Here is a 24343-nt window from a genome sequence, read left to right on the forward strand (position 1 = left end):
TGTAATTTCTTTTGTTTAGTCCTTTTTTTACATATTTTTGTTACTATATTGTTACTGATTATGAGTGTAAAATTAAGAGAAAGGAAACTAGCCAAGGGTGCATTTAAGTACTATTTAGATATATACCAAAATGGGGATAGGTTTTATGAGTTCTTAGACATAAAAGTAGAGGCTGGAGATACCAAAGAACAAAAGGCAGAAAAGAAAAAAATTGCCAATTTAATTAAAGCCAAACGAGAATTAGAAATAATTACTCAGACTACGGATTACTTACCTAAACATTTACAAAACATTAATTTTTTCGATTTTGCAAATGCCTACATCAAAGATTACGAAAAGAAAGATGTTAGGATGATAAGTTCAGCATTGAATAAATTTGAAGATTATGTGAATAATTCTAAGTTAAGGTTGGTAGATATTAGCCCAGCCATAATGTCTGGGTTTATTGATTATCTTAATGATAAGTCGGGTTTAACTGGCGAATCACCACATAATTATTATACAAGATTTAAAAAAATATTAAGGGATGCTGAATTAAAGGGATTGATAAGGGTTAGTCCTACTAGAAATCTTAAATTTCGCCGAAAAAACAGCCCTGATGAGCTTAGGAAACAAGTATTGACAAGTGAGGAACTTCAGTTGTTAGTTAAAACAGAGTGTGGTAATTCTGAGCTTAAAAAAGCTTTTTTATTCGCTTGTTATACGGGGTTAGGGTATGCTGAAATAAAGGCTTTAAAATGGACGAATTTGAAGAATAGTCGATTGATTACACGTCGAGCCAAGACAAATCAAAAAGTTGATGTTAAACTAAAAGATAGTCTTGTGTCTATGTTAGGGAAAAATGGGAAAAATGATGATTCGGTTTTTAATCTCTTAAATGAGGACGGTAACCCAATTTCCGATAATGGTATAAACAAGTGTTTAAAAAACTGGGTAGAAAGGGCTGAAATTGATAAGCATATCACCTTTTATTGTGCAAGACATACTTTTGCTACTCAGCTTTTGTTGCATGGTGCTAATTTAAAGACCGTGGCGGATGCATTAGGGCACGCAAATACAAGAAATACCATAAAGTACCTTAATTATATTGACGGGCTTAAAGATAGTGCAGTAGATAATTTACCAGAACTGAATTTTTAAATTACATGAAAATAAATAAGTATATAGATCTTTATAACGAAAGTTATAGTATTCATAGAAAAGAAGCGACCAAGATTATTAAAGATAGGCTTATAACGTATAATGATAAGAAGTTAGCCTTTCGAAATGCACAGAATAAAACATCTGCTGAATTGTGGAAAATTGAAGGGAATTGTTTAGTAAATCGAGAAGATTGTTACGTATTAAAGGAGATTTTTCAAAAAAGGAATAAAGTATACCAAACAGGTTATGAATTAAATATAATTGACGATATAAACGAAAAGTTTATTAATGTGGGGTATAAGGATTTTAGTTTCGAGGAATTTGTAAGTGACCTAGCAAAAAGTGAGGCTTATAATTATGTTTCGTTTTCATTTAATGAATATGCTGGTGTATATGAGAAAATGTTTGAATTAAATAGGTTTGATGACTTTGAAAATATGCCCGAGTTTAATGTTATCGATTATAACGTTCGGGATTACGACCAAATAGATTTATATAGAGAACTGTGTAGTCTTTTAAAACCTGAAGAAGATTTGGAAGATAACGGGGGTGAAAAAGAGGAAAGTGAGACCTGTATTAAAATTGAAAAAGAAGATAGTGAGAATTATTTTAAACTTGAAAAAAAGTATATAGATTACTTTACAAGTGAGGATTGTTATGCTTACTTAACGGATGACTTTATAGATGACCAACAAACTACACACGAAGATTTTGTAAATGTTTTTATGAAATGTCCAGAAACACACTCTTCTGAAGTCAATTTTATTGCGACTACAAAGGCTATTTCATTCTTTTTGGGTGAACTTAATAACGAATTATTTGAAGGGTTAACTCAGACTAGCGTTGAAGACTCAAAAAAGTTTAAAACAAATAATAACCGTCTTCTAACACAATCTAATTTGGCGCATTCAAAAAGAAATGCTACACCCACGGAAAAAAACATGGTAAGGGATGTCATTAACCATATAAAAGATAATTCTTGTGCCTAAAAAGTCTTGTGAAAATGTTAAAGTTTATTCATTATGAATTCATAATATACTTGATTATGAATATATGAATAAGCAAATCTGTTTTGTAATACATCTTTGCCAGTGTTAACAACAAGGAACTGGCGCCAGTCCATAATTATTAATTAAAAATTAAATTATTATGGAGCACATACAAGATGTTCTAAAACAAGTGTTAAGTGAATTAAAAAGCTTAAAAGAAAACCAATTTTCACAAAAAGACGCATTGACGTTAGAGGAAGCCTGTAAATATATAGGCATTTCAAAAAGTAAGATGTATAAGCATACATCTGCTGGAACAATCCCCTATTATAAGCCAACGGGGAAAAACATTTTTTTCAAAAAATCAGAATTAGATGATTGGATGCTAAGAAATCGTCAATCTACTAACGAAGAACTAGAAAGAGAGGCAACCTTGCATTGTTTCACTGGTAATAAGTTTAACGAAAGGAGAAGAAGAAAATGAGAACAGCAGTTGTAAACACAAGAATTAATAGTAGCCTCAAGGATGAACTAGAAATTTTAAGCCATTTAAACGGTAAAACTGTTTCCGAAAACGTGAGACAAGCTATTGAGGCTTATTTAAGTGACGAAGTGTCTGAATACAATACCGTTGACAAAAAACAAAATAAGTATTTGGACGTGTTACAAAGCCTGAGCTTCACGGAATTGATTTTCTGGGTGTATGACAAGAAGCGTAATCCTGCGATTGAGGAAATTGACGAGCTATACTATGCTTTTCTTGACTTAATCCGAGAAATTAATGAAAACCCCTTGTTTACTGTCGAAATTTTGGCTGAGTTTGATAAGGTTTCGAGGGAATTAAAAAAACTATTGTACGAAGATGGGTATTTCGAAAATTTCACGTTTCCGCTAGATTTTAGCTATGAAAAGTTGTCGTATTTTATGCATGGTCTTAGATACGATGAGTTGAACCAAAAAGTTATTCATATTAAATAGGCTAAAGTCATGGAATACAATAATAAGCAGCAAATCGAAGAAGCTTTAAAAAACGTAATCCAGACAGATTTAGAAAAATCAAAAGAGAAACTAAATACTATAGTTTCTCTTTTGCCTTCTGAATTTAAGGGTTTAATTGAAGAAGCTTTTTTATGTAAGCGTGTGCCAAAAGAGTACATGTTGAGTTCAATATTTTTTACGGTTAGTACTTCCGTTGGTTTAACTTTTTATCTTAAAGGCTTAGGGTATAAAAACTACGGTAATTGTTATTTTACAATTGTTGGAAGTAGAGGTGATGCTAAGAGTGAAGCAATTAAAATAGCCACCAATCCTATTAAGGAAATAGACGATGTGGAATATGAGGATTATCTAGACGAATTAAGGGTTAGTGAGGGGGATGAGAAGAGTGTAATAAGAAAGCAAAATCTAATTCAAAACGCATCGATTGAAGCGGCACATAAGGTACACGCAGATAACCCAAACGCTGTCGGTATTGCAATAGACGAGATTTATGGGTTAATTGAAAAGATGGCGAACCCTAATAGTCGTGACGGTGTTGCGTGGCGTAATTTTTTCCTAGAGGGCTATACCAACGGCTGTTTAGATGTTTCTCGTAAAACGACTCAGAGTTTTAGAATTAAGTCAACTTATGTGACTCTTATTGGTGGCTTGCAGTATCAATTTTTACCTAAGTTATTTGCTAACGGTAATTTAGAAAGTGGGTTTATCGATAGGCAGTTTTTTACGCCAAAAATAACACACAACAATACACTTGTAGTAGAAGGTATTGCCAATAGTAGCTTGGTTTCTTATGGTGCTTCAATTAAAAATATTTTAGCCTATAAACGTCAAAGCGAAAACCCTGAAGAAACAAAAAAGCAATTTGAAATTGTAATGTCGAAAAGTGCAGAGCTATTGCTATTTGAATACACTCAAGACTTAATAAATAGACAAGGGGAGGCTGAACCAGTTATTAAAGAATACATGTCTAAGATGCAAATTTCGGTGCAGAAGCTATGTGTTATTATTTTTATGATGCTTAATGCTTCTGGTTCCACGTTTGCAAGTGTATTAACCGATGAAGTCGTCGAATTGGCTATAGAATGTAATGAGTTTTACTTTTTAAATTTTCAATTAATTGTTAAGGAAGGTTTTCGGGAAGCAGAGCCTTCTGTTGAACAAATTATTAAATTGGCGAAAAAAAATGAAGCCTCGCAAAAGGCAGTAGCTGAAATTACGGGGCTACATAAAGGGACAATTTCAAAAAAATGGGCGAAAGTTTAGTTAAGGGCTGGCAACTCGCAACTCATCACTTGTTTCTGTGTAAATATTTGTTTTTGAATAATTTATAGTGATGTATTGAGGTGGTTTCGAGTTGCCAGTTTCTACTAATGTTTATAGATATGTTACAAAGAGTTGATTATAAATTAGAGTTTGAGCGTAAAAGAAATATTAAACTTATTACACCTTGTTGTGGTAAACTAAATAAGGATGGCAAATTTGTTAATTTTAAGGGCTTTCCAGAGGCTTTTGGGTATTGCCATTCGTGTGGTGTTTCAACTGTGCCACCATCCCTTTATAAAGACGATGAGGGTAACGAATACATCTGGAATGAAACGACTAATAATTTTGAAAAACATGTAACACAATTGTCTTACGATAGTGTAACACAAAGTAGTAACACATTAATCCAGAGCTGTGTTACAAGTGAAGAATTTCCGTCTAAAAATATAAAATATATTGATTACGATGTAGTTAGGTTATTTGTTGAAAATCCCAAGGAAAACAATTTACTATTTTATTTGCGTAACACATATCCTGAAGATTTAGTGAATAGTGTTAAAGAAATGTATCACATTGGCACTGGTAAGGACGGCGGTGTAGTATTTTGGTTAATTAATATTGAGGGTAATGTGCAAAAGGCTAAAGTTGTTTACTACGGTAAAGATGGTAAAAGGACAAATTATTTTAAAGTGCCATATAAAAATGAGAATGGGTATTATAGTTGCTTGTTTGGGGAGCATTTACTAGCGTTTGATAACCATAAGCCAATTGTGTTAGTGGAAAGTGAAAAAACGGCTATAGTATGTGCTATGGAGTTGCCTAATTATAGATGGTTGGCGTACGGCGGTATAAATGGGCTTACCGATACAAAGTTAAAGCCTCTAATCGGTGAAAAAGTGGTAATAGTTCCAGATATGAGTGAAAAGGCAGTAGCAATAATGCAGAAAAAACTACATGATTTAAAGCAGTTGGGTATAGATGCTGAAATTTGGGATATGACTCAAGGCATGTCGGATGAACAACTTAAAGAGCAGGGTTGGTATAATTGCGATTTAGAGGATGTTTTTAGAGGGTATAAAGGATTAAATTAATTATATTTGCTCGTCCTGTTAGATAAGGTGGATTGCCTAAAAACTTTGCCGTCATGTAATCTAGCAGGTTTTTTATTTTACACCCAAATACACTTTAGTTTTTGCCATCAGCGATTTTATTTAAAAACTTTAAAAACAAGTTTTACTAAAATGTATAAATAATCTTATTTTTAGGTTTTAAAACTGTAGTTTAGAGTTGATGACTAAAGAACAACAAATAGAAGAAGAGTTAATAAGTAGGTTAACCGATTTAAAATACACGTATAGAAAAGACATAAGAACTAAAGAAGCCTTAGAGCAAAACTTTAGGCAAAAATTTGAAAGCTTAAATCGTGTAAATTTAACCGATTCGGAGTTTGAAAGGTTGCGGGAAGAAATTGTAAACCCCGATGTTTTTAAAGCTTCTAATTATTTAAGAAAAACGAACACATTTTCAAGAGAAGATGGTACGCCTTTACACTATACGCTTGTTAATATTAAAGATTGGTGCAAAAACGAATTTGAAGTTATTAACCAGTTAAGAATTAACACAGAGTATAGTAACCACCGTTACGATGTTATTTTACTTATTAATGGCGTTCCTGTAGTTCAAATAGAATTAAAGTCGTTGCATGTTAGCCCAAATCGAGCCATGCAACAAATCGTAGAATATAAAAGCGATCTAGGTAATGGCTATACCAATTCTTTAATGTGTTTTATGCAATTGTTCATTGTTAGTAATAAAACAAGAACGTTCTATTTTGCAAATAACAATAACCAGCATTTCGCTTTTAATGCCGATGAGCAGTTTTTACCTGTTTACGAATTAGCCAGCGAAGACAATAAAAAAATAAGCCACCTCGACGATTTTACCGATAAGTTTTTAACCAAGTGTACCTTAGGGCAAATGATAAGCCGTTATATGGTGTTGGTCGCTAGCGAGCAAAAAATACTGGTTATGCGTCCGTATCAAATTTATGCGGTTAAAGCTATTGTAGATTGCATCGACCAAAACCGAGGAAACGGATACATTTGGCATACTACGGGAAGTGGAAAAACCTTAACATCCTTTAAAGCTTCTACCCTTCTTAAAGAAAATTCAAATATTGAAAAATGTCTATTTGTAGTCGACAGAAAAGATTTAGATAGGCAAACACGAGAGGAGTTTAACAAGTTTCAAGAAGGTAGTGTTGAAGAAAACACTAATACCGAAACTTTAGTAAAACGCATGCTTTCTACCGATTATGCCGATAAGGTTATCGTTACTACCATTCAAAAATTAGGTTTGGCTCTTAATCAAAATAGTAGACGAAATGTAAAACAACGGGAAGACAATAAGCCTACGTATTACGACCGATTAGCACCTTTACAAGACAAAAGGGTGGTGTTTATTTTCGATGAATGCCACCGTTCGCAATTTGGCGACAATCACGACGCTATTAAAGAGTTTTTTCCAAAAGCGCAACTATTTGGGTTTACGGGAACACCTATTTTTGAAGATAACGCCACTTATAAAACCATCGAAGGTACTGAGGCATCGTTCAGAACCACGACCGATGTGTTTCAGCAGGAGTTACACGCTTATACCATTACGCATGCCATAGAAGATAAAAACGTATTACGTTTTCATATCGATTATTTTAAACCAGATGGCAATGTTACGGTTGGTGGCGATTTGCATAAACTGGCGGTTACCAATGCCATTATTAAAAAGCATGACAAAGCGACTAACGATAGAAAGTTTAATAGTGTACTGGCAACGGCTTCTATAAATGATGCTATTCAGTATTACAATATCTTTAAAGAGTTACAAGCCGAAAAGATAGAAGAAAACGAAGATTACAAACTGCTAAATATCGCTTGTGTGTTCTCGCCGCCTGCCGAGGGTAATAAAGATATTAAACAAATTCAGGAAGATTTACCACAAGAACGTGCCGATAACGAAGTCGAACCCAATAAAAAGAAAGAAGCCTTAACGGCTATTATTTCAGATTATAACGGGCAATACGGTACAAATCACACGATTTCGGAGTTTGATTTATATTATCAAGACGTACAACAACGCATCAAAGACCAAAAGTATAGCAATAAAGACTATGCGCACAAGAATAAAATTGATGTGATGATAGTGGTCGATATGCTGTTAACGGGTTTCGACTCTAAATATTTAAACACGCTTTACGTCGATAAAAACCTAAAGTATCACGGTTTAATACAAGCCTTTTCACGTACCAATCGTGTTATTAACGATACCAAGCCTTATGGTAATATTTTAGACTTCCGTCACCAAGAGGAAAGTGTCGATAAAGCCATGGTGTTATTCTCTGGCGAAAAAGTAGATAACCCTAAAGAAATTTGGTTGGTCGATGCAGCGCCTAAGGTTATCGATAAATACGAAAAGGCGGTAAGCAACTTAAAAGCTTTTATGGAGTCGAAAGGGTTGGAGTGTACGCCTTCCGATGTTACCAATTTAAAAGGCGACGAAGCGCGTGCCGAGTTTATTAATACCTTTAAAGAAGTACAACGCTTAAAAACACAATTAGACCAATATACCGACCTTGAAGAGCAGCAAACTGAAACGATTGAAGCATTGTTGCCTATAGACGATTTACGTTCCTTTAAATCGGTGTATTTAGATACGGCTAAGCGTTTAAAAGCCGAGCAAGATAAAGGCGATAATGTACCTCCAGAAGTAGAACAACTAGATTTCGAGTTTGTACTGTTCTCGTCTGCCATTATAGACTACGATTATATTATTGGCTTAATAGCCAAATACACCCAAGACAAACCGTCTAAACAAAAAATGACACGCCAGCAGCTTATTAACCTGTTAAGTTCTAGTGCGAATTTAATTGATGAGCGTGACGATATCATTGAATACATTAACACCCTTGAAGTAGGTAATGGTTTAACCGAAAAACAAATACGTTTAGGTTACCAAAAATATAAAGACGACAAGGCAGAAAAAGAAGTGCGTACTATTTCTGAAAAGCACGGAATTACTACAGAAAGTCTTAAAAGCTTTATCGCCGAAATTATGAACCGCATGTTGTTCGATGGTGAAAAATTAACCGACCTATTAGCACCGCTAGAGTTAGGTTGGAAAGACCGCCGAGTTAAAGAATTAGAACTCATGGAAGACTTAGTGCCATTATTAAACAAACTAGCCCAAGAGCGTGAGATAGCAGGATTAAATGCTTATGAATAATAAAGAAGAAAATATAGTGCCGCAATTGCGTTTTCCTGAATTTAAAGATGAATGGAAGCCTTCAACAATTGAAGAAAACTGTAATTTGAAGGGACGTATTGGTTATAGAGGTTATACCAAAAGTGACTTGGTAGCTAAAGGAGAAGGAGTTCTTGTTTTAGGTGGTAAGCACATTCAAAATCATAGATTAGATTTGTCAGACCCTACTTTTTTGAGTTGGGAAAAATATTATGAATCACCTGAAATTATGGTCAAGGAAGGTCATGTTATTTTTTCTCAAAGAGGAAGTTTAGGCGATTGTGCGTTAATTGATAAAGAAATTGGTGAAGCTACTATCAACCCTAGTATGGTTTTAATAAAAGATATAACTAGTGATACTAAATTCCTTTATTATGTTTTAACTGGGAACTACATTCAAAATGAAGTAAAAAGAATTAGTACTTCTGCCGCTGTACCTATGCTTTCTCAAAAACAAATTAAGGATTTTCCTTTTTTTAAACCCTCACTAAAAGAACAACAAAAAATTGCCAATTGTTTATCATCGTTAGATGATGTTATTACTGCCGAAACAGAAAAACTAGAGTTATTACAAGCGCATAAAAAAGGCTTATTACAACAGTTGTTTCCACAAGAAGGCGAAACGCAGCCTAAATACCGTTTTCCAGAATTTAAAAATGATGGGGATTGGGAGGGAACTACTTTGGGTGAGTTATCTAAATTTAGAAGAGGGAGTTTTCCGCAACCATATGGTCTTCCAGAATGGTATGACGATATAAACGGAATGCCATTTATACAGGTTTATGATGTTGACACTAATCTTAAAATAAAGCCAACCACTAAAAGGAAAATTAGTCAATTAGCTGCCGAACAAAGTGTTTTTATAGAAAAAGGTACTGTAATTATCACTATTCAAGGTTCAATTGGTCGTGTAGCTATAACTCAATATGATGCATATATTGATAGAACTTTATTGCTCTTCGAAGAGTTTTACAAACCTATAGACAAGTTATTCTTTGCTTATGTAATCCAGTTGTTGTTTGAAATAGAAAAAGAAAAAGCACCAGGGGGTATTATTAAAACAATAACCAAGGAAGTTCTTACCAGTTTCAATATTAATATTCCAGATATTTTGGAACAGCAAAAAATAGCCAATTGTTTATCTTCTATAGACGAAACAATTGAAGCCCAAACCCAAAAAATAGAAAGCCTGCAAAACCATAAAAAAGGTTTATTACAGCAGTTGTTTCCTAATATAAGTGATGTTTAAGTATGGGTAGAAATATAGAAACTATACAATTTAATGCTTTAAAAGAAGTAGCAAGTCATTTCCGTAAAGTACTTACAGGCGACCATACCCCAGAAAAAGAATTTATCTTGTTTTTTGCCCATAACGGCACAGGTAAAACAAGACTGTCTATGGAATTTAAAGATTTTAATAAACCTGAGGGAGATTTTGATACGTTATATTTTAATGCTTTTACAGAAGACCTTTTCGTTTGGAATAACGATTTAGAAAATGGGGTTACAAGAATGCTGCAATTAAATAAAGATTCTAAACTATTTATAGGTCTTCAAGATTTAGAAATGGAAACTCGTATTGGAAAATTATTTCAAAACTATGTAGATATTAATTTTTTTATCGATTACGAAAACTACACTGTTACCTTTTCTAGAAATGTTGTTATTGATGGTAATACCGAAACCGTTGAAAATATAAAAATATCAAGAGGTGAAGAAAATCTTTTTATTTGGTGTTTTTTTATCGCTATTTGCGAAATCGCCATAGACCAAGTGAATAGTGATGATGATACTGGTGCTTACAACTGGGTTAAATACATTTATATAGACGACCCAATCTCTTCCTTAGACGAAAATAAAGCGATTGCCGTAGCTTGCGATTTAGCTAACTTGATACAGGAAATTAAAAACGAAGGAAGTAAAATTAAGACAGTGGTATCTTCGCATCACAGTTTATTTTTTAATGTTATGTTTAATGAGTTAAAGAATAAAGCAAAACATAAAGCCTATTATTTACACTCTAAAAATAATGAAACATATACCTTGCAAGATACTGGTGATGTACCGTTCTTTCATCATATCGCCATTATTAGTCAATTAAAACAAGTAGTCGATTCTGGTGATATTTACACCCATCATTTTAATACACTAAGAAGTATATTAGAAAAAACGGCTAGTTTTTTTGGTTACGATAAGATTGACAAATGTATTCAAGGCTTAGACGACGAAGTGCTTTTTGAAAGAGCTTTAAATTTGTTTAGTCATGGTAAGTATTCTATTTACGACCCAAAGGAAATGGGAGCAGATAACAAAGATTTATTTAAAAAAATATTCGACGGATTTCTAGCTAAATATGAATTTTATTTACCTGAAATTTTTAATAAACAGCAAGAAGCCGTATAATAATTTGTAAACATGAGCAACCTAAAAACCAATAACTTTTTGCTTTACACCAATGAAAATGGTGAGGTTAAAGTAGATGTACTGTTAAAGGACGAAACCATATGGTTAACAATAAACCAAATGGCTGAGCTTTTTGGTATTGATAAAAGCGGTATTTCAAGACATATTAAGAATGTTTTTGAAACTGGCGAATTACGTGAAGAACTGGTTGTTGCAAAAATTGCAACAACCACTCAACATGGAGCTATGCCCAACAAAACACAAACCAAGCCAGTTATGTATTTTAATCTAGATATGATTATTTCAGTTGGCTACAGGGTAAACTCTTTACGAGGTACGCATTTTAGAATGTGGGCAACAAAACAACTTACCGAATTAATTAGAAAAGGCTTTGTTCTGGATAACGAAAAACTAAAAAACCCAGATAATCCATTTGGTAAAGATTACTTCGATGAGTTACTAGAACAAATACGTGATATTCGTTCTAGTGAAAAGCGTTTTTATCGTAAAATAACAGACATTTATGCTCTAGCTGTAGATTATAGCCCAAAAGCTGAAGAAACACAAGCGTTTTTTAAAGTGGTGCAAAACAAACTTATTTTTGCAGCAACGGGAAACACAGCAGCCGAAATAATAGCAAAGCGAAGTGACGTTACTAAAGATAACATGGGTTTGACGACTTTTAAAGGTTCTAAGGTTAGAAAACAGGATGTTACGGTTTCTAAAAACTATTTGAATAAAGACGAATTAGATACGTTAAACCGTATTGTAACTATGTATCTCGATTTTGCTGAATTACAAGCTAAAAACCACCGCCAAATGTTTATGAAAGATTGGCGACAAAAGCTAGATGCTTTTTTACAATTCAATGGTCAAGACATTTTGAAAAATGCTGGAAGCATTACTAAAAAGGTAGCCGATAAATTAGCAGAAGATAAATACGAAACCTTCCGTAGCAAAAGGCTTCAACAAGAACAACAACAGTTAGGCGATATTGATAATGCCATTAAAAAATTAAAATGACAGCAAAACAAAAACAAGACGAACTGGGCAGAGCCCTATGGAAAATAGCCGATGAATTAAGAGGAGCGATGAATGCCGACGACTTCCGTGATTATATGTTGTCGTTTCTGTTTTTACGTTACTTGTCCGATAATTACGAAAATTCGGTTAAAAAGGAATTAGGTTCAGATTACCCGAAGTTAGATGAAGAAGATACTCGGACGCCGCTTTCGGTTTGGTATCAAGACAATCCAGAATTTATACAAGATTTCGAAAAACAAATGCGTCGCAAAGTGCATTATGTTATCGAGCCTGAATATTTGTGGCAAAGTATTGCAGAATTAGCACGTATACATAGTGATAGTTTATTAAGGTCACTTCAAAGTGGCTTTAAATACATAGAAAACGAATCGTTCGAAAATTCGTTTAAAGGCTTATTCTCCGAAATTAACTTAGATTCAGAAAAGCTAGGCAAAAACTATGAGGCACGTAATAAAAAGCTTTGTAAAATTATTAATGAAATAGCAAAAGGTATAGAAGGGTTTGATACTGATGTTGATAGTTTAGGTAATGCTTACGAGTATTTAATTGGGCAGTTTGCAGCAGGTTCGGGAAAAAAGGCTGGGGAGTTTTATACACCTCAAGCGTTATCTACAGTACTTTCTGAAATAGTAAGCTTAGACAGTCATAATCCAAAAGCAGGTAAAAAGAAAAAAATAAATAAGGTATTGGATTTTGCTTGTGGTTCGGGATCATTACTATTAAACGTTAAGAATAAAATAGAAAAGCAAGAAGGTGGTGGAACTATCAGTAGAATATACGGTCAAGAAAAGAATATAACCACCTATAACTTAGCACGTATGAATATGTTGTTGCATGGTGTAAAAGATTCGGAGTTCGATATATTTCATGGCGATACCTTAAAAAATGATTGGGATATTTTAAATGAAATGAACCCTGCGAAAAAAATCGAGTTCGATGCCATTGTTGCCAATCCGCCGTTTAGTTTGCGTTGGGAACCTACCGATACTACAGCCGAAGATTTCCGTTTTAAAAATTATGGCTTAGCACCAAAATCGGCAGCCGATTTTGCCTTTTTATTACACGGTTTTCATTTTCTAAGTGAAGAAGGTACTATGGCTATTATATTGCCTCATGGTGTTTTGTTTAGAGGTGGTTCAGAGCAACGGATTAGAACCAAATTATTAAAAGATGGTAATATTGATACAGTAATAGGCTTGCCTTCAAATTTATTCTTTTCTACGGGTATTCCTGTATGTATTTTGGTGTTGAAAAAATGTAAAAAGGATGATGACGTGTTATTTATAAATGCAAGTGAGCATTATAAAAAGGAGAAGCGTCAAAATATTTTACGTGATGGTACTAAAAATGGAAAGCCAAGTGATAAAGAGCCGAACGATATTAAGAAAATTGTAGATACTTATAAAGAGCGTCCAGATTATATTGAGCGATATGCCCGTCGTGTGTCATTTGAAGAAATTGAAAAGAATGATTTTAATCTAAATATTTCAAGATACGTAAGCACAGCAGAAGCCGAACCTATAATCGATTTAAAAGAAGTAAACACCAAACTTAACGATGTTGAAAAGAGAATAAAAGAAAGTAGAGAAACCCATAACTGTTTTTTGAAAGAATTAGGGTTGGATGCGATATAAATTTTTTAAAAAAGGGTGAGTATTGTAAAGTGCGCTAGATTTTCTTTTACCTTTTTCTTTACCCTTTTTTTTACCTCTTTATTAATTTAAGTTTCGAAAAATGCCCTTTTTGGGTTGAAAATAATCCAATTTTTGTTACTATATTGTTACTGATAAAATTAAAGACCCTTGAAAATCAATCGATTAACAAGGGTTTTTTGTACTCAAGGTGGGAATCGAACCCACACTCCGAAGAATCGGATTTTGAATCCGACGCGTCTACCAATTCCGCCACTTGAGCGCTTTAGCGACAGCAAAAATATATAAATTTTTTATAATTCTAATAAAAATACTGTGTATTATCCTTTTTAGGTAAAAATAAATGTCTAAATTTGCACCTCGTTAAAAACAAGCCGCGCTTTTGCGCTAAAAAACAACAAGTTAGCTATGCCGACAATTGTAACCGAAGCTAAAATTTTTGCATGTACCCAAAGTCAGGAACTTGGGGAGAAAATTGCCAAGGCTTTTGGAACTGAATTAGGAAAAGTAATCATGTCGACTTACAGCGATGGAGAGTTTCAACCATCGTATGAAGAGTCGATTAGAGGTACTCGTATTTTTATCATCGGGTCAACAAATCCTGGACCTGAGAATTTAATGGAAATGTTGTTAATGATTGATGCTGCAAAACGTGCATCAGCAAGACACATTACTGCTGTTTTACCATACTTTGGATGGGCAAGACAAGACAGAAAGGATAAGCCCAGAGTACCAATCGCGGCTAAACTTGTAGCTAAGACTTTAGAGGCTGCCGGAGCCACAAGAATTATCACCATGGATTTACATGCTGATCAAATTCAGGGGTTCTTCGAAAAGCCGGTTGATCATTTATTTGCTTCAACGATTTTCTTACCGTATTTACAAAGTTTAAATTTGGATAACTTAACCATTGCGTCGCCTGATATGGGGGGGTCTAAAAGAGCTTATGCTTATTCTAAAGCCTTAGAAAGCGATGTCGTAATCTGTTACAAGCAACGTGCTAAAGCCAATGTGATTTCTCATATGGAATTAATTGGTGATGTAACCGGTAAAAATGTGGTATTAGTTGACGATATGGTAGATACTGCTGGAACCTTAACGAAAGCAGCCGATTTAATGATAGAGCGTGGTGCATTAAGCGTACGAGCGATTTGTACACACCCAATTTTATCTGGTAAAGCTTACGAAAATTTAAATAATTCAAAATTAGAAGAGCTTATTGTAACAGACTCTATTCCTGTGAAGCCTTTAAGCGACAAAATTAGAGTGTTAAGTTGTGCCGATTTATTTGCCGAGGTAATGGAGAAGGTACACAATAACCAGTCTATCGCTTCTAAATTTGTAATGTAACAAACAAGCAATGAAAACACATGGTTTACCATAGTGTTTCCATATATAAACAAGTAATAATAAATACATAATTATGAAATCAATTACAATCAACGGATCTCAAAGAGAAAGCGTGGGCAAAAAAGCAACAAAAGCCTTACGTAATGCTGGTCAGGTTCCTTGCGTATTATACGGAGGAGATAAGCCAGTTCATTTCTCTGCAGAAGAATTAGCTTTCTCTAAACTGGTATACACGCCTAATGCGCATACAGTTGTGATTGCTTTAGAAAATGGTGAAACTTACAATGCGGTATTACAAGATATCCAATTTCACCCGGTAACAGATGCTATCATGCACGTAGACTTTTACCAATTATTCGAAGACAAAGAAATTACTATGGAAATTCCTGTAGTATTAGTAGGTAACTCTCGTGGTGTTAAGAATGGTGGTGTGTTACGTAAAAACAAGCGTAGCTTAAGAGTTAAAGCTTTACCAGCTAACTTACCAGATTTTATTGAAGCAGACATTACGCCATTAAGAATTGGTGGTAAATTATACATCACTACTTTAGAAAATGATGCATACAAATTTATGCACCCAGACAATACAGTAGTATGTCAGGTAAGACGTTCTAGAAACTCGGTAGCTGATATCGATGAGGATGAAGAAGAAGAAGTAGAAGCTGCAGCAGCAGAATAAGACTTTATTCTAAATTACATATTAAAGCATCCTGAATTCAGGATGCTTTTTTATTTTTACAAAAGATTAAAAACACGACACAGATTTTTATGAAGAAGTACTTAATCGTAGGTTTAGGGAACATAGGAGATAAATACGCGAACACCCGTCATAATATCGGGTTTAAAATCTTAGACTATTTTGCCAAGCAGGAAGCGATAACCTTCGAAACTCAGAAACTTGGCGATATTGCTGAATATAAGTTAAAAGGAAGAACCTTTATTTTTTTAAAGCCTAATACTTATATGAATTTAAGCGGAAAAGCCGTTCAGTATTGGTTAGCTAAAGAAAAGATTCCTTTAGAAAATCTGTTGGTTATTACAGATGATTTAAACTTGCCCTTTGGAAGTATTCGCGTAAAAGCCAAGGGTAGCGATGGTGGCCATAACGGATTAAAGGACATTCAGGATAAACTAGGTACCACACAGTATAATCGTTACAGATTTGGTATTAGTGATGCCTTTAGTAAAGGACAACAGGTGGATTACGTATTAGGGGAGTGGACCGATGAAGAAAACGCAAAACTGAAAGAGCGTTTAGATAAGTCTGTGGAATTGATTAAATCCTTTGGTCTGGCCGGTTTGTCGAATACCATGAATGGTTTTAACGGGAAGTAATGATAAAAAATAAGTTTTTTTTTATCATTAAAAACTGTAAATTAGACTGTTTGTTGTGTTGCTATGAAAAAAATTACCTTACTTCTTTTATTATTCTCCCAATCCATTTTATTACTTCAGGCTCAGTCTAAAAAAGATGAGAAGCCCGTTATTCGATGTGGTTCAGATCAATACAACCATCAGTTGATTAGATCACATCCTGAAATGATGGGAGGGGATCGCTTTGAGCAAAGCCTGCAAAAAATTATAGCATTTAAAAAAGCACAACGATTATCAGAAACTAAAGCAACAAATGCTGTTATTACCATTCCCGTGGTGGTTCATGTATTTCACAATGGAGAAGATGTTGGTGTTGCTCCAAATATTACGGATGCTCAGATAGCGTCTCAAATAGCCGTATTAAATCAGGATTTTCGCAGAGCAGCAGGAACGCCCGGGTTTAATACTAGTGCTGTTGGAGCAGATGTAGAAATTGAATTTTGTTTGGCGCAGCAAACTCCTGATGGTTGCCCAACTAACGGTATAGACAGAATTGATTTAGGTCAAGACGGGATTATAGAGACGAGTGAAAGTGATGCTTTTACCAAAGTTAATGCTTTAAAACCATCTACTATTTGGGACAGTTCTAATTATCTGAATATTTGGACTATCAAGCTTAAGGGTGGTTCAGGATTACTGGGTTATGCTCAATTTCCTGGAGGTAGTTCAGCTACAGACGGTGTGGTAATTGATTATAAATATTTTGGGAGCATAGATTATAATGATGGCTCATTTCTTTTGAATGCGCCTTATAATAAAGGAAGAACAACAACACATGAGGTAGGTCATTATTTAGGGCTTTATCATACTTTTGAAGGGGGCTGTGCAGGAGAAAATTCGACTTCGGGTGATTTTTGTGCCGACACACCTGCCGTAGCGGAAGCCAATGAATTATGTCCTGAAAATGTTGATTCATGCCCAACAGGCGGTGCTGATATGGTTGAAAATTATATGGATTACACTCAAGATTCCTGTATGAATATTTTTACTATAGACCAAAAAAGCAGAATGCAGGCGACTATGAGTTCCAGTAGACTTAGTTTATTGTCGTCAAATGCTTGTTCAGCTCCTGTCGCGGTAAATTACGACGGCAGTATTCAATTAGAAGGTGTTAATTTAAGTAATTGTAGTGTTATAGCGCCTAAAGTTCGATTAACCAATTACGGAACATCAACATTAACATCAGCAACAATCAATTACAATATTGATGGTGGAACCTCCCAAAGTCAGCCATGGAGTGGTGCTTTGCAATATGGCGAATATGTTATTGTAACTCTGCCTTCGCAAAATGTAGCTCTGGGGAATCATGATTTTAATGTGTCGGTTACAAATCCTAACGGGAATGTTGATTCTCGTGATTGTAATGATTTAGCATCTATAAACTTTGATACAGCAATTAATGTTTCCGGAACTTCAAAACTTTATTTAACGATAACGCCTGATAATTATGGTAGTGAAATTACCTGGGAATTTGGTGACGGCACTAATATGGTGGCTTCTGGAGGACCTTATACAGATGGCGATACTACAACTATAACAGCAACTTTTGATATTTCAGATAATTCCTGTTATTATTTTAAAATTATAGATGCAGCAGGGGATGGTATTTGTTGTGGAGAATTTGGTGATGGATCATATGAATTGAAAGATGATAGCGATAATATAATAGCATCAGGCGCGCAATACGGCAGTTCCCAAACAACAAATATCTCTACGCTAACGCTTGGTATTGATGAGTATTTTGCAAAGAATAATATTAAAATTTACCCCAATCCAGCATCTGATATGTTAAATATTTCGTTGGCTATTAGTAATGATTTACCAGATGGATATAAAATATACAATACTTTAGGGCAGTTAATCAGCAACTCTGTTGTAAATAGTATTTCAGATTTAGCAATTAACACGTCGCAATTCAAATCCGGATTATATTTTATTCGAATTGAAAAGGAAGGTCATTTCGTATCTTATCCTTTTGTGAAAAAATAAAACGAATCAAAAGCGAAACGTTTAAACTTCTTTTTTTATAGGGCTATTATCTCTAATTTTGTTTAAAATTTTTAGTTTGAAAGTTATAAGTACTTTAGATAAGTTACCCAAGCAAGATACCGTAGTGACTATCGGCACTTTTGATGGGGTGCATATAGGGCATCAAAAAATCATTAACCGCTTAATCAATACAGGAAAGCAGGCACATTTAAAATCTGTTATCTTAACGTTTTTTCCGCATCCGCGAATGGTTTTGCAAAAAGACTCCAGTATTAAATTGATTAATACTATTGATGAGCGCCGTACTATTTTAGAAGGTTTAGGGTTAGATTATTTACTTATTAAAAAGTTTACTAAAGATTTTTCCCGTTTAACCGCCGAAGACTTTGTAAAGGAAATTCTGGTCGATACGCTTCACGCTAAAAAAGTCATTATTGGTTACGATCACCGTTTTGGAAGAAACCGCAATGCCGATATAAACGATCTCATAAAATTTGGAGCGTTATACGGGTTTGATGTTGAAGAAATATCTGCTCAGGATATCGACGACGTATCTGTAAGTTCTACGAAAATTCGAGTAGCTCTTGAAGAAGGCGATATCGATAAAGCCAACAGTTATTTGGGTTACAATTTTATGCTTACCGGAACCGTGGTAGAAGGCAAAGCCTTAGGGCGGCAGATAGACTATCCTACCGCTAATATTAAAATAGCCGAAGATTATAAACTCATCCCGAAACAAGGGGCTTATGTGGTACAATCGATGATTGATGGCAAGCCTGTTTTTGGTATGATGAATATAGGTACCAATCCAACGGTTGAAGGGAAACAAGAAAGCATAGAGGTGCATTTTTTCAACTTCAGTAAAGACATCTACGGAAAGGGCCTTCAAATCGCATTGCTGCACCGCATTCGCGACGAGAAAAAATTCGAATCGGTTGAAGCCTTAAAAGAGCAATTGTTAAAAGATAAAGAAACCTCTTTAAGTTACCTTGCTGAACATTTTTAAATTCGATTTTAGATTTAAAAAGCAGCCTAAATATCGTGCAAATCATTAAATTTGTCGCTTAAATTTTATATTCATGTTACAAGTCCCTTTTATTAGAGAAAACAAAGATTTAGTTATTACTCGCTTAGCAAAACGTAATATCGATGCTGCCGAGATGATTAATAATGTTATTGCATTTGATGAAGACAGACGTCGTATTCAAACCGAATTAGATAACACCTTAGCTGAATCGAATGCCTTATCCAAAGAAATCGGGAACTTGTACAAATCGGGAAACGCTCAGGAAGCAAATGCTTTAAAAGAGAAAACCAGTGAATTAAAGGAGCTTTCAAAAGAACTTACCGAGGCTTTAAATACCAAGTCAACCGAGTTAAACGAGTTGCTTTACAAAATTCCTAATGTACCTAACGATATCGTTCCGGCAGGTTCTACCGATGAGGATAATTTAGAGGTTTACAGAGAAGGTGATATCCCAAAGTTGCATGAAGGGGCGTTACCGCACTGGGAACTGGCTAAGAAATACGACATCATCGATTTCGAATTGGGGAATAAAATCACAGGAGCCGGATTCCCGGTTTATAAAGGAAAGGGAGCTCGTTTACAACGTGCCTTAATCGCTTACTTTTTAGATAAAAATACTGAAGCTGGGTACACCGAATTTCAGTTGCCGCATTTAGTCAATGAGGCTTCAGGATTTGGAACGGGGCAATTGCCGGATAAAGAAGGGCAAATGTACCACGTTACGGCTGATAACTTATATTTAATCCCAACAGCTGAGGTTCCGGGAACCAACATTTTCAGAGATGTGGTGCTTAACGAAAGCGAATTGCCAATCGGCATCACCGGTTATACGCCGTGTTTCCGTCGTGAAGCTGGAAGTTACGGGGCACACGTTCGTGGTTTAAACCGTTTGCACCAGTTCGATAAAGTTGAAATTTTACGTGTGGAGCATCCAAGTAAATCTTATGAGGCTTTAGACGGTATGGTAGCCCATGTAAAAACTATTTTACAGGAGCTTAAATTGCCTTACAGAATTCTTAGATTATGTGGTGGCGATTTAGGGTTCACTTCGGCCTTAACTTACGATTTTGAAGTATTTTCTACGGCACAGGATCGCTGGTTGGAAATTTCATCGGTGTCTAACTTTGAAACCTTCCAGGCGAACCGATTAAAACTACGTTTTAAAAATAGTGAAGGTAAAAACGAATTAGCACATACGTTAAACGGAAGTTCATTAGCCTTGCCTCGCGTTTTGGCGGGCATTTTAGAGAATTACCAAACCGAAGCCGGTATAGCGATTCCTGAAGTTTTACAGTCTTATACAGGATTTAAAATCATTGATTAGCAGCATAATAAAAATCGAGTAAAAAACTTACAAATTACTCGATTTTTATACTTTTAAATCGATAAAGTGTTAATTAACAACGTTTTTAGTCGATTTGTTTCCTTATTCCTTGGTGTTTTTAAATAAATTTTCGAAGTTAGGAGTTCCAAAAACAAAAAACTTAACCTAACCATGAAAAATGTTAAGCGCCTTCTTATTTTAATCACGCTAATTTTCTTTGCAGCTCAAGTTTTATTTTCAGATTTCGATATTTTTCATTCTGAACATAAAACCGAAAATGTTGCTAGTATAAAATAGTAATTAGCGGTTAGATTTTAATATTCTAATTTTTTATAATTAAGTGTTCACTTTATGCTGTCGGTTATAGTATAGGCGACAGGTTAAAGACTGTCCCCAATCGAATGTTACTTTCGTTTTAGACGGTAGTTAATAGAACATTAATTTTGGTTGGTTATGCCCGGATGTTATTCGGGCATTTTTTTATTGAAAGAATATGCCGCATCTACACAGGGCATTTATTATATTTACGAAATGAGACGCCTGTTAATCATATTTCTATTCATCAGTTCGGCCGCATTTTCACAAAGCGATATGCTGGCACGCGAGTATTTTAATACAGGCGATTTCGAGAAGGCCTTGTTTGAGTATAAAAAACTGTATGCCGCCTCGCCTTCAAATGTGAATTATATCAACCAGATTGTGGCAGCGTATCAGGAACTGGAGCAATATGATGCGGCTGAAGGTTTTCTTCTGAAATTAATAGAACGGGTAAACTATCCGGCATTTAAGGTAGATCTCGGGTATAATTATCAGCTTAAAAATGATTTGCAACATGCCCGGTTTTATTATGATGAAGCCCTTAAAAGCATAGACGAACGACCTAGTAATGTGTTTGCGGTTTCAAAAAGCTTTCAAAATTATACCTTATTAAACGAAACCATTCAGGCATACCAAAAGGCTATGACTTTGAATCCTGATTATAATTTTAATTTACAATTGGCGCAATTACATGGCGAGCTGGGTAATATAGAGGAGATGTTTATTGGCTATGTCGATTTTGCTGAAGCTAATCCTATCGCGTTAGGGAATATCAAACGCTTTATAAGCGATTTTATTAGTGAGAATGGTGATAATGAAAACAACGTGTTGTTTAGAAAAATTCTGCTTAAAAAGATGCAGCAGGAGCCCAATTTACTTTGGAACAGTTTATTGAGTTGGTTGTTTATTCAGCAGAAAGATTACAGTAAAGCCTTTGTACAGGAGAAGGCCATTTTTATGCGTCAGCCTGAAAGCCTGGATAGTATTGAAGACTTAGCTGAAATAGCGATGAACGACAATGCTTCAGACATTGCCAAAGCTATTTTAACCTTTATAACCGAAAATGCTCAGGATACCGAAGTATTGCTTCATGCGCATTATAATTTAATTCAAATTGAAACGGAACAAACTCCAAAATCAGAGTACGCTGTAATTGATAAAGCATATCAGGAGTTGTTTAATACCTTTGGTTTATCTGCATTAACATTTAAGTTGCAGTTGGGTTATGCTCATTTTCTGGCGTTTTTAAATCATCAGCCCGACAAGGCGACTAAGTTTTTGGAAGACACCTTAAAATTGCCTTTAAATGAGATGCAAAAGGCAGAGGTAAAACTGGAGCTGGGCGATATTCTGGTGTTACAGGAGAAGTTCAACAATGCCTTAATTTATTACACCCAAATACAACGTAACTTAAAGAACAGTACCATTTCTCAGGAAGCCCGTTTTAAAGTCGCAAAAACGAGCTATTATAAAGGAGATTTTAAATGGGCAGAATCGCAATTGAATATTTTAAAGGCTTCAACATCGCAATTAATTGCCAACGACGCCTTAGATTTGAAATTACTCATTACCGATAATAAGTACGACGGCGATTCATTACAAACAGCATTAAAACTCTATGCTAAAGCTGATTTGTTGGCGTTTCAGAATAAAAAATCCGAAGCCATAGACTTGCTGAATAACATTTTAAACAATCATAAAACCGAGGGTATTATTCCCCAGGCGTTGTTTAAACAAGCACAATTATTTGAGTCAAATGAACAGTTTGAGCAGGCTAAAACCAATTATGAGGCTATTATAGCAAATTACAGTGATGGTATTTTGGTTGATGATGCCTTGTTTAGTCTGGCTGATATTTATGAGCATGAGCTTAATCAGCCCGAAAAAGCAAAGAGCTATTATGAACAAATAATATTTAATCATGCCGACAGCATTTACTTTGTAGATGCCAGAAAACGCTACCGCGCATTACGAGGCGATTTTATTAATTAGCTTTAAACATATCGAAAACATTAGGTTTTGACACTTATGACGTAAACATGTCGTTCAAAAGACGCTATCAAATAGAGGTCCCGGGACTTAGTTTTACTCAAAAATTAAAACCTGTAAAAAATGAGTGAATTGAATTTAGCACAACGCGTCAAAGCATTAAGAAACAGAAAAGGATTATCTCAAGAGGATTTAGCAGAAGCCTCAGGATTAAGCTTAAGAACGATTCAAAGAATTGAAAATAACGAAACTGAACCAAGAGGAGATACCTTAAGAAAATTATCCGAAGCATTAGATTGTACCCCAGAAGATATCATTGATTGGAAAATTCAGGAAGATAAAGGCTATCTAACATTTATGAGTATATCGTCTTTAAGCTTTTTGTTTTTTCCCATATTGGGAATAATTATCCCGCTTATTTTATGGATATTAAAAAAGGATAAACTAAAAGGAGTAGATAAGTTAGGTAAGGCGATTATGAATTTTCAAATAACCTGGGTATTAATTTTGTTTTCAATTTACCTTATAGTTGTATCAAGTTTTTTAGGATTTTTAAGAACATCCGGAAGTATTGGTATATCTGTTGGACCATTTAAAATGATTATGTTTGTTTTTGGTATTTACGGATTTAATATTTTGGTTACTGTAATTAATACAATCAGAGTGTATCAAAATAAATCGTATAAATATATTCCAGCCATTCCAATTTTAAGGTAAATTACTTTGATGCTGTTGCAGAACTACGGTACTTTGCAAAAAAAAATAGTTTCATTATGTACATATACAACGTAACTTCAAATATAGACGACACTATTCATGAGCAATGGTTAGTGTGGATTAAAGCGCATATTCCCCAGGTGTTATCTACCGGAAAATTTACAACAGCTACTTTAACGCGTGTTTTGGTTGAAGAAGAAATGGGCGGAGTCACTTACTCGGTGCAGTACAGAGCAGCCTCTCGCGAAGCACTTGACGAATATTTCAGAGACCATGCTGAGGTTTTAAGAAGTGATGCCGTTAAGCGTTTTGGAGACAAAGTGCTATCCTTTAGAACCGAGTTACAAATTGTAGACGAGTACACGGTTAACTTTAAGGAGTAACTTTTACGGTTAAAAAACACCCTTAAAACATTTTAATTTTCAGTTAAAACAAAACACATAATTTGTATGTTTTGGCTGTAAAT

The 24343-nt window shown here is 34.7% G+C and carries 20 protein-coding genes and 1 tRNA gene; 20 read left to right on the forward strand and 1 reads right to left on the reverse strand.

All coding sequences use genetic code 11. The annotated features are described in order from the left end of the window. Positions 1 to 60 precede the first annotated feature (60 nt). The 11 genes from ICJ84_RS13885 (at position 61) to ICJ84_RS13935 (ending at position 13771) form a co-directional block, all read left to right on the forward strand. Complete coding sequence (locus ICJ84_RS13885) at positions 61 to 1140, forward strand: site-specific integrase (protein ID WP_188217021.1); 1080 nt, start codon at positions 61 to 63, stop codon at positions 1138 to 1140. Positions 1141 to 1145: 5 nt separating this feature from the next. Next, positions 1146 to 2132, forward strand: a complete 987-nt coding sequence (locus tag ICJ84_RS13890; RefSeq protein WP_188217022.1) for a hypothetical protein — start codon at positions 1146 to 1148, stop codon at positions 2130 to 2132. 160 nt (positions 2133 to 2292) lie between these two features. Next, complete coding sequence (locus ICJ84_RS13895) at positions 2293 to 2616, forward strand: helix-turn-helix domain-containing protein (protein WP_188217023.1); 324 nt, start codon at positions 2293 to 2295, stop codon at positions 2614 to 2616. Continuing rightward, complete coding sequence (locus tag ICJ84_RS13900) at positions 2613 to 3110, forward strand: hypothetical protein (RefSeq protein WP_188217024.1); 498 nt, start codon at positions 2613 to 2615, stop codon at positions 3108 to 3110. The genes ICJ84_RS13895 and ICJ84_RS13900 overlap by 4 nt, the downstream gene beginning before the upstream one ends. A 9-nt stretch (positions 3111 to 3119) precedes the next feature. Next, positions 3120 to 4394 (forward strand): DUF3987 domain-containing protein, encoded by a 1275-nt coding sequence (locus tag ICJ84_RS13905; RefSeq protein WP_188217025.1) that lies wholly within the window; start codon positions 3120 to 3122, stop codon positions 4392 to 4394. Between the two features lie 119 nt (positions 4395 to 4513). Then, the gene (locus tag ICJ84_RS13910; RefSeq protein WP_188217026.1) at positions 4514 to 5485 is read left to right on the forward strand and encodes a DUF6371 domain-containing protein; all 972 of its coding nucleotides are present in this window, start codon (positions 4514 to 4516) and stop codon (positions 5483 to 5485) included. A gap of 199 nt (positions 5486 to 5684) precedes the next feature. Then, positions 5685 to 8672: a type I restriction endonuclease subunit R gene (locus ICJ84_RS13915; RefSeq protein ID WP_188217027.1), complete on the forward strand. Its 2988-nt coding sequence runs from the start codon at positions 5685 to 5687 to the stop codon at positions 8670 to 8672. Next, on the forward strand, positions 8665 to 9939 hold the full coding sequence (locus ICJ84_RS13920) for a restriction endonuclease subunit S (RefSeq protein WP_188217028.1): 1275 nt from the start codon (positions 8665 to 8667) through the stop codon (positions 9937 to 9939). Before ICJ84_RS13915 ends, ICJ84_RS13920 begins: the two co-directional genes overlap by 8 nt. Positions 9940 to 9941: 2 nt before the next feature. After that, a complete protein-coding gene (locus tag ICJ84_RS13925; protein ID WP_188217029.1) occupies positions 9942 to 11093 on the forward strand; it encodes an AAA family ATPase in 1152 nt (383 codons plus the stop codon). A 12-nt stretch (positions 11094 to 11105) separates the two neighbouring features. Next, a complete protein-coding gene (locus ICJ84_RS13930) occupies positions 11106 to 12116 on the forward strand; it encodes a virulence RhuM family protein (protein WP_188217030.1) in 1011 nt (336 codons plus the stop codon). Continuing rightward, positions 12113 to 13771 (forward strand): type I restriction-modification system subunit M, encoded by a 1659-nt coding sequence (locus ICJ84_RS13935; RefSeq protein ID WP_188217031.1) that lies wholly within the window; start codon positions 12113 to 12115, stop codon positions 13769 to 13771. Before ICJ84_RS13930 ends, ICJ84_RS13935 begins: the two co-directional genes overlap by 4 nt. Before the next feature lie 200 nt (positions 13772 to 13971). Here the strand turns inward: ICJ84_RS13935 and ICJ84_RS13940 are convergent. Further along, positions 13972 to 14051: transfer RNA gene (locus tag ICJ84_RS13940), tRNA-Leu, on the reverse strand. Between the two features lie 146 nt (positions 14052 to 14197). On the opposite strand from ICJ84_RS13940, the gene ICJ84_RS13945 reads away from it, so the two are divergent. From ICJ84_RS13945 to ICJ84_RS13985, 9 genes are all read left to right on the forward strand, one after another. Then, positions 14198 to 15139, forward strand: coding sequence for a ribose-phosphate pyrophosphokinase (locus ICJ84_RS13945; RefSeq protein ID WP_188217032.1), 942 nt, complete (start codon positions 14198 to 14200; stop codon positions 15137 to 15139). Between the two features lie 73 nt (positions 15140 to 15212). Then, positions 15213 to 15818 carry a 50S ribosomal protein L25/general stress protein Ctc gene (locus tag ICJ84_RS13950; protein WP_188217033.1) on the forward strand — a complete coding sequence of 202 codons (606 nt, stop codon included), beginning with the start codon at positions 15213 to 15215 and terminating at the stop codon, positions 15816 to 15818. A gap of 89 nt (positions 15819 to 15907) precedes the next feature. Beyond that, positions 15908 to 16474, forward strand: a complete 567-nt coding sequence (gene pth, locus ICJ84_RS13955; RefSeq protein WP_188217034.1) for an aminoacyl-tRNA hydrolase — start codon at positions 15908 to 15910, stop codon at positions 16472 to 16474. 63 nt (positions 16475 to 16537) lie between these two features. Continuing rightward, on the forward strand, positions 16538 to 18502 hold the full coding sequence (locus tag ICJ84_RS13960) for a M43 family zinc metalloprotease (protein ID WP_188217035.1): 1965 nt from the start codon (positions 16538 to 16540) through the stop codon (positions 18500 to 18502). 67 nt (positions 18503 to 18569) lie between these two features. Further along, positions 18570 to 19508 (forward strand): bifunctional riboflavin kinase/FAD synthetase, encoded by a 939-nt coding sequence (locus ICJ84_RS13965; RefSeq protein WP_188217174.1) that lies wholly within the window; start codon positions 18570 to 18572, stop codon positions 19506 to 19508. A 73-nt stretch (positions 19509 to 19581) separates the two neighbouring features. Continuing rightward, positions 19582 to 20853, forward strand: a complete 1272-nt coding sequence (gene serS, locus ICJ84_RS13970) for a serine--tRNA ligase (RefSeq protein WP_188217036.1) — start codon at positions 19582 to 19584, stop codon at positions 20851 to 20853. A 453-nt stretch (positions 20854 to 21306) separates the two neighbouring features. Beyond that, positions 21307 to 23163, forward strand: coding sequence for a tetratricopeptide repeat protein (locus ICJ84_RS13975; RefSeq protein ID WP_317173668.1), 1857 nt, complete (start codon positions 21307 to 21309; stop codon positions 23161 to 23163). A gap of 120 nt (positions 23164 to 23283) precedes the next feature. Further along, positions 23284 to 23877, forward strand: coding sequence for a helix-turn-helix domain-containing protein (locus ICJ84_RS13980; protein ID WP_188217037.1), 594 nt, complete (start codon positions 23284 to 23286; stop codon positions 23875 to 23877). A gap of 56 nt (positions 23878 to 23933) precedes the next feature. Then, on the forward strand, positions 23934 to 24260 hold the full coding sequence (locus tag ICJ84_RS13985) for a DUF4286 family protein (RefSeq protein ID WP_188217038.1): 327 nt from the start codon (positions 23934 to 23936) through the stop codon (positions 24258 to 24260). Positions 24261 to 24343 lie beyond the last annotated feature (83 nt).

Origin of the sequence: Aestuariibaculum suncheonense, assembly GCF_014596935.1 — a bacterium.
Taxonomy (GTDB): Bacteria; Bacteroidota; Bacteroidia; order Flavobacteriales; family Flavobacteriaceae; genus Aestuariibaculum; species Aestuariibaculum suncheonense.

Excerpts from the sequence above, each read along its gene's own strand:
- ICJ84_RS13885 (WP_188217021.1), top strand. The coding sequence starts at position 61 with ATGAGTGTAAAATTAAGAGAAAGGAAACTAGCCAAGGGTGCATTTAAG.
- ICJ84_RS13890 (WP_188217022.1), top strand. The coding sequence starts at position 1,146 with ATGAAAATAAATAAGTATATAGATCTTTATAACGAAAGTTATAGTATT.
- ICJ84_RS13895 (WP_188217023.1), top strand. The coding sequence starts at position 2,293 with ATGGAGCACATACAAGATGTTCTAAAACAAGTGTTAAGTGAATTAAAA.
- ICJ84_RS13900 (WP_188217024.1), top strand. The coding sequence starts at position 2,613 with ATGAGAACAGCAGTTGTAAACACAAGAATTAATAGTAGCCTCAAGGAT.
- ICJ84_RS13905 (WP_188217025.1), top strand. The coding sequence starts at position 3,120 with ATGGAATACAATAATAAGCAGCAAATCGAAGAAGCTTTAAAAAACGTA.
- ICJ84_RS13910 (WP_188217026.1), top strand. The coding sequence starts at position 4,514 with ATGTTACAAAGAGTTGATTATAAATTAGAGTTTGAGCGTAAAAGAAAT.
- ICJ84_RS13915 (WP_188217027.1), top strand. The coding sequence starts at position 5,685 with ATGACTAAAGAACAACAAATAGAAGAAGAGTTAATAAGTAGGTTAACC.
- ICJ84_RS13920 (WP_188217028.1), top strand. The coding sequence starts at position 8,665 with ATGAATAATAAAGAAGAAAATATAGTGCCGCAATTGCGTTTTCCTGAA.
- ICJ84_RS13925 (WP_188217029.1), top strand. The coding sequence starts at position 9,942 with ATGGGTAGAAATATAGAAACTATACAATTTAATGCTTTAAAAGAAGTA.
- ICJ84_RS13930 (WP_188217030.1), top strand. The coding sequence starts at position 11,106 with ATGAGCAACCTAAAAACCAATAACTTTTTGCTTTACACCAATGAAAAT.
- ICJ84_RS13935 (WP_188217031.1), top strand. The coding sequence starts at position 12,113 with ATGACAGCAAAACAAAAACAAGACGAACTGGGCAGAGCCCTATGGAAA.
- ICJ84_RS13945 (WP_188217032.1), top strand. The coding sequence starts at position 14,198 with ATGCCGACAATTGTAACCGAAGCTAAAATTTTTGCATGTACCCAAAGT.
- ICJ84_RS13950 (WP_188217033.1), top strand. The coding sequence starts at position 15,213 with ATGAAATCAATTACAATCAACGGATCTCAAAGAGAAAGCGTGGGCAAA.
- pth (WP_188217034.1), top strand. The coding sequence starts at position 15,908 with ATGAAGAAGTACTTAATCGTAGGTTTAGGGAACATAGGAGATAAATAC.
- ICJ84_RS13960 (WP_188217035.1), top strand. The coding sequence starts at position 16,538 with ATGAAAAAAATTACCTTACTTCTTTTATTATTCTCCCAATCCATTTTA.
- serS (WP_188217036.1), top strand. The coding sequence starts at position 19,582 with ATGTTACAAGTCCCTTTTATTAGAGAAAACAAAGATTTAGTTATTACT.
- ICJ84_RS13975 (WP_317173668.1), top strand. The coding sequence starts at position 21,307 with ATGCCCGGATGTTATTCGGGCATTTTTTTATTGAAAGAATATGCCGCA.
- ICJ84_RS13980 (WP_188217037.1), top strand. The coding sequence starts at position 23,284 with ATGAGTGAATTGAATTTAGCACAACGCGTCAAAGCATTAAGAAACAGA.
- ICJ84_RS13985 (WP_188217038.1), top strand. The coding sequence starts at position 23,934 with ATGTACATATACAACGTAACTTCAAATATAGACGACACTATTCATGAG.